Source organism: Cylindrospermopsis raciborskii Cr2010 (assembly GCF_003367075.2).
Classification (GTDB): Bacteria; Cyanobacteriota; Cyanobacteriia; order Cyanobacteriales; family Nostocaceae; genus Raphidiopsis; species Raphidiopsis raciborskii.
Genome location: NZ_CP065936.1, coordinates 3,367,550 through 3,379,476 on the forward strand (window position 1 = coordinate 3,367,550; position 11,927 = coordinate 3,379,476).

At 41.0% G+C, this 11,927-nt stretch carries 10 protein-coding genes and 1 pseudogene; 2 read left to right on the forward strand and 9 right to left on the reverse strand.

What is annotated here, in order from left to right; translation table 11 throughout:
- The first annotated feature begins 108 nt into the window (after nucleotides 1–108).
- A complete protein-coding gene (locus tag C6N34_RS15215; RefSeq protein WP_006278286.1) occupies nucleotides 109–1,986 on the forward strand; it encodes a TubC N-terminal docking domain-related protein in 1,878 nt (625 codons plus the stop codon).
- 85 nt (nucleotides 1,987–2,071) lie between these two features.
- Here the strand turns inward: C6N34_RS15215 and C6N34_RS15220 are convergent, their stop codons facing one another.
- From C6N34_RS15220 to acpP, 6 genes and pseudogenes are all read right to left on the reverse strand, one after another.
- Nucleotides 2,072–2,584 (reverse strand): L,D-transpeptidase, encoded by a 513-nt coding sequence (locus C6N34_RS15220; protein WP_057179012.1) that lies wholly within the window; start codon nucleotides 2,582–2,584, stop codon nucleotides 2,072–2,074.
- A gap of 113 nt (nucleotides 2,585–2,697) precedes the next feature.
- On the reverse strand, nucleotides 2,698–3,117 hold the full coding sequence (locus tag C6N34_RS17270) for a 6-pyruvoyl trahydropterin synthase family protein (RefSeq protein ID WP_407928748.1): 420 nt from the start codon (nucleotides 3,115–3,117) through the stop codon (nucleotides 2,698–2,700).
- Between the two features lie 42 nt (nucleotides 3,118–3,159).
- A pseudogene (locus C6N34_RS17275) lies at nucleotides 3,160–3,960 on the reverse strand (6-pyruvoyl trahydropterin synthase family protein); the annotation flags it as partial.
- Between the two features lie 144 nt (nucleotides 3,961–4,104).
- The gene (tkt, locus tag C6N34_RS15230; RefSeq protein WP_115538153.1) at nucleotides 4,105–6,117 is read right to left on the reverse strand and encodes a transketolase; all 2,013 of its coding nucleotides are present in this window, start codon (nucleotides 6,115–6,117) and stop codon (nucleotides 4,105–4,107) included.
- Between the two features lie 169 nt (nucleotides 6,118–6,286).
- On the reverse strand, nucleotides 6,287–7,534 hold the full coding sequence (gene fabF, locus C6N34_RS15235) for a beta-ketoacyl-ACP synthase II (protein WP_006278282.1): 1,248 nt from the start codon (nucleotides 7,532–7,534) through the stop codon (nucleotides 6,287–6,289).
- A 17-nt stretch (nucleotides 7,535–7,551) separates the two neighbouring features.
- A complete protein-coding gene (acpP, locus tag C6N34_RS15240; protein WP_071242400.1) occupies nucleotides 7,552–7,818 on the reverse strand; it encodes an acyl carrier protein in 267 nt (88 codons plus the stop codon).
- Nucleotides 7,819–7,998: 180 nt separating this feature from the next.
- Between acpP and C6N34_RS15245 the strand changes: the two genes are divergently transcribed.
- Entirely contained in the window at nucleotides 7,999–8,889 is an 891-nt protein-coding gene (locus C6N34_RS15245; protein WP_006278280.1) for a CoB--CoM heterodisulfide reductase iron-sulfur subunit B family protein, read from the forward strand.
- Nucleotides 8,890–8,895: 6 nt separating this feature from the next.
- Here the strand turns inward: C6N34_RS15245 and C6N34_RS15250 are convergent, their stop codons facing one another.
- From C6N34_RS15250 to glmM, 3 genes are all read right to left on the reverse strand, one after another.
- Nucleotides 8,896–9,687, reverse strand: a complete 792-nt coding sequence (locus C6N34_RS15250; protein ID WP_057179016.1) for an ion transporter — start codon at nucleotides 9,685–9,687, stop codon at nucleotides 8,896–8,898.
- An 85-nt stretch (nucleotides 9,688–9,772) separates the two neighbouring features.
- Nucleotides 9,773–10,270 carry a Spy/CpxP family protein refolding chaperone gene (locus C6N34_RS15255; RefSeq protein WP_115538154.1) on the reverse strand — a complete coding sequence of 166 codons (498 nt, stop codon included), beginning with the start codon at nucleotides 10,268–10,270 and terminating at the stop codon, nucleotides 9,773–9,775.
- Nucleotides 10,271–10,416: 146 nt separating this feature from the next.
- Nucleotides 10,417–11,862, reverse strand: coding sequence for a phosphoglucosamine mutase (gene glmM, locus C6N34_RS15260; RefSeq protein WP_057179018.1), 1,446 nt, complete (start codon nucleotides 11,860–11,862; stop codon nucleotides 10,417–10,419).
- Nucleotides 11,863–11,927 lie beyond the last annotated feature (65 nt).

Genomic DNA, 11,927 nt, shown 5'->3' on the forward strand with positions numbered 1-11,927 from the left:
CTGACACTGGGACTGAATGGAGGACTATACAATCCGTTCAGCCAAGTGTCTTTTTTTTCTCTCAGCTTTTTATCATTAATCACTTTTTTTCATATTGGAGACTTAGTCATGAACGCATCGGAAATCTTAGCACTTCTAACTAAGCAAGGTGTGGAATTTTGGATCGAGAATCACCAACTAAATATCCGCTCTCCCAAAGGAATAATTACACCAGAAATGCAAGCGGAAATTGCTAGCCACAAAGGAGATATTTTGGCCTTATTGCAAGAAATGGATATCTGTAGCAACTCTACCCCAGAAAATCCCATTTCTGGTATTAGTATACAAACCATTGGTAAATTGATTGGGGGTTTCACAAGTGAACTACCTATAGAATATCAACCCCCCATTATTAACCCACACATTATGGCTAAAAACCTCAGTGTCACCTTTAGACCCTTACCCAATGGGTATGATAATCATAGAATTATTAAATTCCGTCAGGACTTAGCCATTAAATTAAAAAATTTGGGTGTTGCTGTGGTTCCTTGGCAAGATTCTATTAGGGACTTTTGTTATAGAATTAATGTTCCCATTGTTAATTGGCATTATTCTTTTACCATTAAGGGGGTAAGGTCAGAAATTGATGCAGTAATAGATGTAGCAAGGCCCAATTCATGGTTGAGAAAGTTGGGTATATTTGTCGCTGAAAGTATTTACACTTTATTTTATCGTTGGTTAATCAAGAAACAAAATATGTCTGTTGTACAAATTGCTAGACTAAGTAGTTGGGCCGAAGACCATGCTGCTAAATACGTTGAAGATCCCACCAATACTCAAGTGATCATTCTTAGCGACATCGATGATAAATTTGTGAGTCCATTAACTCACTATCAAGAGAAAATTAGTATTGGGATTAACACCTTGATTCAAACGTTTTCTGAAATAGTAATTGGGGTGTCTAAAGAACAAATCTCTATCCTAAATATGAATTTATCTGATTCTATTTTTCCTAGGACAGAAATTGATGATTTTATATTAAAATCCCTAATTCCTAAAATTTATGTTCCCATTACCCCCCTATTAATGAATAGATTTGAACTGGGAGTCTATAATCCCTATCTATCTCCCTATGCTCATAAATTAGCAAAGTTAGGCAAGGAACTGACCTCAACAGGTTTGTTTCCACCAGGTTTTAAATTGGCGGAGGTGATTAAAAGAAAATCCCATAGGGATATAGTTAATGTTATCGTTAATGGGAGAACGGGGGTTTCCTATGGTTTTATAGCCTATATAGAACCACCTTCCTATGTGGGAGAAAGGGAAATAAGTGCCACCCAATGGGAAGATTTATTGGCAATTCCTGGATTGAATAGTGATGAAGTGCGCAAAAATCAATCAGGTAGACGGTTTTTAAAAACACGGATTGGTGGAGATTATATATTTAAGCAAATTCCCGATATTTGGTTAGTTAGTTCCCGCTCAGGTTCCAATAAAACAGACCTGAGTCTGGAACAGGATGTTCTTCGCATTGGACTAACCAATAATTTACATCTCCAATTACCTCCAGCACATAATTCCCACAAATCCGACATTAAACCTTCTTACGATATTTATGTCATGCTGGCAATTAGTTTGTCTGCTGCTTTATACGCACCAGAACTAATTGAAAATGGAGCCCCCATCATTCACTTTCATGGTTATCCCGCTTTTGATTGGTTTCAAGAGGATGAATTTTGTTTTGGTGTTGATAATCCTTCTGTACCCTGTGGTACTTATGAGTCGGGTGTGTTTAATTTTCTAGGTCTTGCCAATTTCTCCGCTCAACCAACAAAACATATCAAACTAGTCAGTTTAATAGAACCAGACCATGGTACTAATTTAATTGCTCGAGACACAGAATATTTAATTGATAGGTTGAAACATGGTTGTATCGCTGATAAAATTGAACTTGGTGGTCAGCATTTTGCTTCTTTAAGAACTAATTTGACCAGGAATATCCAATAAATAACTCAACGCACCCCATCTAAGTATAAGACTATAGATGGGTACTCAATTCAATAAGCAACTAGGAGAATAGAAATAGTATAAGCTATTGTTGAACTACTACAGGTGTACCTACACTAGCCCAGTTAAATATTAACTTAGCACGGTTAGGAGGGAGATTTATACAACCATGACTTACCGGTGTACCAAAACGTTTATGCCAGTATGCTCCATGAATAGCATAACTACCATGATAATATAGAGTATAGGGCACATTGCCAATATTATATCCCCTACCCCGCATGCGAGTAGTTTTATGTTTACTTTGAACCCTGAATCTACCCACAGGAGTGGGAGTTGACTTTTTACCAGAGGAAACTTTAAATGTGTAGACGCGTCTTTTACCTTCCCAAGCAGTCAACTTTTGCTGTGATAGGTCCACCTGAATCCATCGCTCTGAAGATTTTTTAGGAATAGCTATAGCTATATTCTGAGATGGTTTGTTTACCAGAGTTTGATCTGGTAAAGGAGTAAGAACACCAATGGTTAGGGTCAATAGTATGATCTTTAATCTATTTACCCAATTGAGATCATGTAGCTTGGACTTGTTCCTATTCATGGGATGGTCCTCTAGTTTGTAGAATTCTGCTTTACATATATTTGAGTTAACCTTTTGAAAACTGCTTGTAACCCCATTCCCCCCAAGCTAATACTAGACTAATGCTTTCTAGGTTAAACTGCTGCTAGTTCACGGTATATCCGATCAACTTTGCTCTCTTCTATATCTCTAGCATAAATTTCGCAGGAATTGTTGGGACTTTCAATTAGTTTAACCTTGTGCAGTTTTGCTCCTAATTCTTCAATGGGCGATCGCACTACATTGGTAATATAAACAGCAATATTTTCTGCAGTTGGTACAACCTCGGTAAAATAGGGGAGGTCTTGATTTAAGAAACTATGATCCATAGGTTCAATGACATAGTGTTGAATTATCTGATTTAATCCCACCAAATCAACACTCATTCCCGTGACTGAATCTATCTCCCCTTGAACCGTCACTTCCAAATAATAATTGTGTCCGTGACCATTAATGCGAGAGCATTTGCCATAAATAGTCTGATTTTTCTCCAAACTAAGGGTAGGATCGGCCAACCGGTGTGCTGCGCTAAAACCCGTAGCTACACTGAAAAATATTTCTGAGTCCTTACCTTCATACTCTACCCACAAGTGGTCACTTTCAAATAATTTTACCCGGGACAATTTCACCCCCAGTTGACTAATGGGGAATTGCAGCAAATCACTCATGTATCGGGCAATATTTTCCGTAGTAGGAACTATATGGGATGTAGAAAAGTAGGGAATATCTTCATTAATACAGGAATGGTCAAATAATTCCAGGATCTCCCGTTCTACAATTTCATGTAAACAGCCAAGGTCCACAATCATTCCCGTGCGTCCATCCATTTCTCCTTCCACAGTCACTTCTAAATGATAATTATGTCCATGGGTACGGGTACATTTGCCATATTTTTCTGCACTTAGATTGGGTGCTAACCGATGTGCAGCGCTGAAATGACTTCTCACGGTTAAGGAACTTTTTTCCCCTTCATATTCTGTCCACAGTTGGGGATGTTCAAATAGCTGCACGCGCACCAAGGGTAAATGAGGTGCCAGACGGTTCCAAATTACCCTAGCAATATTCTCCGTGGTGGGTAGGGTGGCTTGAAATTCCTCCCACACCTCATTGAGGTAAGAAAAGTCCAGCTCGCTGGTAACTTCACTCTTAATTACCTGTTTCACATCAGATAGATTAAGTACCATTCCATATTCATCCAGTTCACCCGACATGGAAATGAATAGCACGTAATTATGTCCATGTCCAGGAAATTTCGCACACAGACCAAATTTTTCCACATTTTGCGCTTCACCAAGTTCTGGCAACCAATACCGACGACTTGCCGAAAATTGGGCGCGCCTATTTATGATACATTCCATGATTGCACTAAGAACGGATTTTAATATTTCTTTATCTTTGACTGCTTTCAGTGTAGTCTAATTTGTTGCAGGTTGACAACTTACCAAGAAAAAGGGTAGGACTTTATTCCTACCCTGCATATAACCATTAAATATCTCAGGTGACTAACCTAACAATGCTTGAGCTTTAGCTACCACATTGTCAACGGTAAATCCAAATTTCTCCAGACAAATGCCACCTGGCGCAGAAGCACCAAATCTGTCAATACTAACAGCATCACCTTCAATTCCAATATATTTGTGCCAGCCAAAACTGCTTCCAGCTTCTACAACTAGACGCTTGGTTACTGCCTTTGGTAACACCGACTCTTTATAGGAACTATCTTGCTCTTCAAACAAGTCTGTAGAAGGCATAGAAACTACGCGCACCTTATTACCTGTAGCAGTTAGTTTTTCAGCAGCACCTACACACAGGCTTAATTCCGAACCTGTGCCAATAAGGATGATATCTGGTGTACCTTGAGAATCTAAAATGATATAACCACCCTTGGTCACACCTTCCACAGATGTACCTGCTAAGTTGGGAACATTTTGTCTAGTGAAAGCCAACAGGGTAGGAGCATTTTGTTTAGCTCTGGTAATAGCTACAGTGTAAGCTCCAGAAGATTCATTGCCATCAGCAGGACGAATCACTGTCAGGTTAGGAATCGCACGAAGAGAAGCTAAGGTTTCAATCGGTTGGTGGGTTGGACCATCTTCCCCCTGACCAATGGAGTCGTGAGTCATTACCCAAATTACTCCAGCTTCAGACAAAGCAGACAGGCGAATAGCAGCCCGCATATAGTCAGTGAAAATTAGGAAGGTCGCACCATAAGGAATTAAACCTGAGCCATGTAAAGCCATGCCATTACAGATGGCACCCATAGCATGTTCTCTGACCCCGAAGTGAATATTACGGTTTTGGAATTGACCCTTTTGGAAGTCTCCTTCACCCTTAATTTCCGTTAGGTTGGAGTGGGTGAGGTCAGCAGAACCACCAATCAGCTCTGGTAAAACCCCAGCCAATTTATTCAGACAGGTTTCCGAATGCTTCCGGGTGGGTAATGCTTTGTCTGCTGCTGTGTAGGTGGGAAGAACTTGATTCCAACCATCGGGCAATTTACCACTGACCAGACGTTCAAATTCTGCTGCTTCTTGGGGATATTTAGCTTTGTAGTCTGCAAAAGCCTTATTCCATTCCTTCTCATAATCAGCACCACGACCTACTGCTTTACCTAGGTGACTAATTACATCTTGGGGAACCACAAAAGGTTCATATTCCCAACCTAGGTTTTTGCGGGTTAAAGCTACTTCATCACCGCCCAAAGCCGCACCATGAACACCCGCTGTATTGGCCTTATTAGGAGAACCATAACCAATGGTAGTTGTTACCTTAATCATGGTTGGTTTGTCCTTAACCGACTTTGCTGATTCTATAGCTGCTGCGATCGCATTTATGTCGGTATTACCATTTTCCACATGCAGGACGTGCCATCCATAAGCTTCAAAACGTTTGGAAACATCCTCAGTAAAAGCAACATCTGTGGAGCCATCGATGGAGATATGGTTATCGTCATAGAGAGCAATTAGCTTACCTAACCCGTAGTGACCAGCCAAGGAAGCTGCTTCACCGGAAACACCTTCCATATTACATCCATCACCAAGGATAACATAAGTGTAGTGGTCTACAATAGTGGATCCGGGTTTGTTAAATTTAGCAGCTAGGTGAGCTTCCGCCATAGCCAAACCAACTGCATTGGCAATTCCCTGACCCAAAGGACCAGTAGTTACCTCTACACCAGCTGTTTCAAAATTTTCTGGGTGTCCAGGAGTTCTAGAACCCCATTGACGAAATTGTTTAATATCCTCAATGGTGACGCTATCATAACCTGTAAGATACAGCATAGCATACTGCAACATACAACCATGACCAGCGGATAAGACAAAACGATCCCTATTAAACCAGCGAGGATTTTTAGGGTTGTAGCGCATGAACTTATCCCACAGCACAAAAGCCATAGGAGCTGCTCCCATGGGGAGTCCAGGGTGTCCAGACTTAGATTTTTCTATAGCATCAACAGCTAAGAAACGAATTGAGTTAATACAAAGTTCTTCGAGGGATTGGGTTACAACAGCCATAATCTCTTGTTTTTAAGGATGGGTGAGGAATTTTTGATAGCTTGGCTTTTTGCTTGGGGGACATTATTTAATGATCCCAGCACTTATATCATCCCATTTTGGCTGTAGATGGACAAGCGGGATCTGATGAGTTTTTAGTAGTTCTTGGTGATGAATCTGAGCTGGGTTCCTAATGGTACTTCCTAAAGGCAATAGTCACATTATGACCTCCAAAACCAAAGGAGTTAGATAGGGCCACTTCTACCCTTACTTCACGGCTTTTATGGGGCACATAATCTAAATCACACCCCGGATCTGGATTATCCAAGTGTATTGTAGGGGGGACTCGATCATTGGCGATCGCCAGAATTGTAGCCACAGCTTCTATTCCTCCCGAACCACCCAATAGATGACCGGTCATAGATTTAGTGGAACTAATTGGGATATTATAAGCATAATCACCCAAAGCTTTTTTAATAGCCGCCGTTTCTGTGACATCATTAGCTGGGGTGCTAGTACCATGAGCATTGATATAACTAATCATAGCTGGTGTTAGTTCACCATCTCTCATGGCCAATTCCATAGCTTTAGCAGCACCCAAACCACCTGGTACAGGAGAGGTAATATGATAAGCATCACAGGTCATGCCATAGCCTACCATTTCCCCATATATTCGCGCACCCCTAGTCAAAGCATGTTCTAACTCTTCCAGAATTAGAATTCCTGAACCTTCCCCCATTACAAACCCATCCCTGTCCCGATCAAATGGACGACAGGCCGTTTCAGGATCATTTTTAGTAGATAAAGCCCTAGCAGCAGCAAATCCAGCCACAGAAAGAGGTGTAATTGCTGCCTCCGTACCCCCACAAATCATTGCTTGGGCATATCCATTTTGAATAATCCGAAAAGCATCACCAATAGCATTAGACCCAGCAGCACAGGCAGTAACCGCACAGGAATTGGGACCTTTAGCACCCGTATGGATTGCTGTTAACCCTGCGGCCATATTGGCAATCATCATTGGGATCATAAATGGACTACAGCGATCTGGACCTTTATTCAGGTACACAGTCTGCTGATCCTCCAACACCTTAATTCCCCCCACGCCCGAACCGATCATGACACCTATATGTTCGGCATTGAGGTCATTGATAACTAATTGCGCGTCCGAAAGAGCTTGTTTGGCCGCCCCAATGCCAAATTGAGCAAACCGGTCTGTACGTTTAGCTTCCTTCTTCTCCATGTAATCACAGGGGTCAAATTTCTTCACCTCTCCCGCGATTCGGCAGTCGTGCTTGGACGGATCAAATGCTGTGATGTAGTCTATCCCATTCCTTCCGTCTAAGAGTCCTTCCCAATATTCCCAGGGTGTTTTACCAATAGGTGTAATCGCGCCAACACCTGTTACAACAACGCGATTACGTTTATAGTCTGTCATGATTCAGTATCCAAGACCTATAATGCGGACTCAGGAGCATTATTTATGATGTAATCTACTGCTTCCTGAACTGTAGTAATTTTTTCAGCAGCTTCATCGGGAATTTCCACCCCAAATTCCTCTTCCAGGGCCATTACCAATTCCACCGTATCCAAAGAATCCGCCGACAAGTCATTGGCAAAACTTGCCTCGGGGATAACTGTTTCAGCATCAACACTTAGTTGGTCAACCACAATTTTCTTTACTCTCTGAAAAGTTTTGTCAAAAATTTCATTCGCGCTCATATAACAAACATTCCTTAACTTCTTGCTAGATCTGCTCACCGTGGACAATTTTTCCTGAGCATATACATCTTATCGGAAAGGGTGGTAACTAGCTAGTATTTTTCCAACTATCCACGTGCTATAATTTCGCATAAGGCAATCCCCTGGGGAAACGCCAATTATTTATTGCTTCTTACACTCATGCTCAAATACGCCTACTACCCTGGTTGTGTAGCCCAGGGCGCTTGTCGGGAGCTGGATATTTCCACTCGTGCTCTGACCCAATCTTTAGGGATCGAACTGGTAGAAATTAAAAAGGCCGCCTGCTGCGGTTCAGGAACCTTTAAGGAAGATTCCCAATTGTTAGAGGACACTGTTAATGCTCGCAATATAGCTTTAGCAGAGGAATTAAACCTACCTTTGTTAACCCACTGTAGCACTTGCCAGGGTGTGATCGGTCGTGTAAATGAACGACTTAAACACTGTCAAGAAAATAATCCGGTCTATTTAAACCAAGTTAATGGACTATTAACAAAAGAAAACTGTTCCCCTTACCAGGGTAACACAGAAGTAAAACACATTTTATATGCTCTGATTCAAGACTATGGTTTGGAGAAAATAGGTCAGCGTCTGACTCGTAAATTAAGTAATCTTAAATGTGCTGCATTTTATGGTTGTTATTTACTGCGTTCAGAAAAACATCCTAATGAAGATCCCTTTCGCCCTGAAGGAATGGAAAACATATTTAGGGTTTTAGGTGCTACCCCAATATATTATCGTGGTAGAAATCAATGTTGTGGTTGGCCCCTTTCCAGCTACGGGACAAATGAGTCTTTTAAAATGGCAGGAATGCACATTGAAGAAGCTATATCCCAAGGTGCGGATTGTATTGTGACACCTTGTCCCCTTTGTCATTTGAACCTAGATTCTCGTCAACCAGAAATAGAAAAAGTGATATCGAAAAAACTACAACTGCCTATTTTACATTTACCCCAATTAATTGCCCTAGGTCTGGGAATTAGTCCCCAATTACTAGGTTTGGAACGTCATATTGTTTCCACTAAACCGGTTTTGGAAAAATTAGGAATCTGATTACTATTATTGCGGAGAAACCTGCGGTAATTTTGCACCACACCTTTTACAAAATAGAGCGTCACCATCATGAAAAGCTAAACCACAACTTGAACAAGTGTTCTCTACCTGATTAGAGGTTTTTAAAAATCTTTTAATCAAATCCCCCACTTGCCAAGGAATCAAGGCCACACCGGTTAAAATCATGAACACAGTTAATAACCGTCCCCACTCAGAAACAGGTGTCACATCCCCAAATCCTACAGTTGTCATGGTGACTACCGAGAAATAAAAAGCATCTAAAAAGGTGTTAAACCTTTCATGGTTAATCGGATGTTCAACCTGATAAATCAAACCTGAATACACAAAAATGATGGCAAATAAGGTAAATAATATCCGGGCAAAAATTACACTATCTTCACTAATACTAAAAAATAGGAACTTTTTATCGATGAATCTCAGTAATCTTAAAATTCTTAACCATCTCAATAATCGAATAAATCTAATATCCACAAACCCAATAAAGTATGGAATGATTGCCATCAGGTCAATGATTGAATAAATACTAAAAAAATATTTCCCTTTCTGCTTTGCGCTCCATAAACGCAATAAGTACTCTCCGGTAAATATGGCTAGTATACAGGTGTTTAAGATGCTCAGTTCCGTGCGAGCATCAGGAGAAATATTATAGGTTTCTACTACAAATATTGCCGATGACAACAAGACCAATAATGCTATTACGAAATTAACTATCTGGCCAACAGGGGTTGTTAAATCTGTTAAGTAAAATTGGATTTTCTCCCTATTGAATAGGTTCATAATAAATTATGATTTAAGGTAAGTAAGGTAAGCAAGTCGATTTGGTATGTCCCCATTGTACCACCAAAAATGCTACCTATTACCATCACCTATATTGACGACGATTCCTTTGTTGGAATTGCTGCCATTGTGCTCTTTGTTCAGGAGTTAATACGGACTGTATTTTTTGTCTGGATGATGCTCTGATTTCTCGAATTTGATTTTTTTGCCCATCTGTTAAACCCAAAGAACGCAAAACATCACCCATGTGACCACGTCTTCCATAGTATCTTGGTTTTGACTCACTAGGGTTGGGATATTCTGTCTCACGTTGTTTCACTGCTGCTTGGAATTTAATCTTTTGTTCCGGTGTGAGAACACCCTCAATTTTACTATGGGTATCACGACGGATATCTCGTATTTTAGCTTGTTGCTCTGAGGTCAAATTCAACCTTTGAAATGAATTTCGTTTTTCTCTGGTTTGATTAACTGGTGTTCCTGTTAATAGTGTCCTTTCACTAGCAAAAGCACTCTGAGAAACTCCACCCACCACTAACAAAGTGATCAGCCCAAAGCTAAAAAGTTTTTTAGAGTTAACTCTCATCGTTTTTCACCTCAATAAAATCAATTTCTATTCTATCTTTCCAGGTTGACCCTGTTAACCAGAGATTGGTTCCCACCCTTGCGGATATTTTTCGGTCATTTTGAAACTGCTGGGGGGTTTAAGTCCTAAACCCCCTTAGATTGGTCTTAACCCAAATGCTTCTGCACTTGTAAAACTATTTCCCTAGTCCAGTAGTTAACCAATTCCCTATCCCTAGCTTCCACCATTACTCTAATAACCGGTTCTGTACCAGATGCACGAACCAATATTCTACCACTATCTCCCATTGCTACTTCAGCAAGAGCGATCGCCTGTTGTATAGGTTGACATTTTTCCCATCCCAAGCGTTGTTCCCTATCTTCCACGCGGACATTTTGTAACACTTGGGGATAGGTTTGAAAACTCTCATCTACCATCTGTGCTAGAGAAACTCCCCCTATTTTGACTATGGAGGCTAAATGCAATGCTGTCAATAGTCCATCTCCAGTCATACCATAATGACGACAAAGAATATGTCCGGACTGCTCCCCTCCTAACATTCCCCCTGTTTTTAGCATTTCTGCTTGCACGTATTGGTCCCCAACTGCTGTGCGAATTAATTTACCACCTTGCTGTTCCCACGCTCTTTCAAATCCTAGGTTGGCCATGACTGTGGAAATAATTAGGTTGTCTGGCAATTTTCTTTCCCCCTGCAACTGACAACCCCAAAGGTACAAAATATAGTCCCCATTAACTTGTCTACCTAAATTATCCACCGCCAATACCCGATCCGCATCCCCATCAAAGGCGAATCCTATATGCGCTCCATATTCTTTTACAGCATCCGCTAAAATGTCCAAATGGGTAGAACCACAATTCACATTAATGCGATCGCCATCCGGTTGGTTATGTAAACAAATTACGTCAGCTCCCATCTGGGTAAATATGGTTGGTGCTATTCCCACAGCAGCTCCCCAGGCCACATCTAAAACTATCTTCATTCCTGAAAGATTTACCTGATTTTGTAATGGATGTTGCAGTGCTTTACCGTAATTTCCGATTAAGTCTGTTCTCAGGTAGTGTTTACCCCATTGTTTAGGACTACTACTAGGTGTAGTTTTACCACGCAGTCCCGATTCTATTGCGACCTGTAGTTCCTTGGATAATTTTGTACCCTCGGAACCGAAAATCTTAATACCGTTGTCTTCCGGTGGATTGTGACTCGCAGAAATCATTACCCCACCCATGGCGGAGGTAATGCTAGTCAGATAAGCTACACAAGGCGTGGGGCATAAACCCAAGTACCACACTTCTAAACCCGCTGCAGTTAAACCTGCACTCAAAGCCATGGCCAGCATATCACTGGAATTTCTGGAATCTTGACCCAGAATAATCGGTCCATCATCCACACTGTGATCCCGCAGAACCATACCCGCCCAAAAACCTATTTGTAAAGCCAGAGGTGCGCTTAATAGCTCTCCTACCTTGCCCCGAATACCATCAGTGCCAAATAAAGGTGTTGCAGGTAAAGGTATGAGGTTCAGAGCAAAACTACTTTCTGTTTTCAATTCTTTTGACACCAAGCTTTGAGTCCGATTCATAGAAGAAACCATTTTTAACACTCCACACCATCACCAAAAATCAGCAGAATTTTGATTACACTTATAACACGTTAATA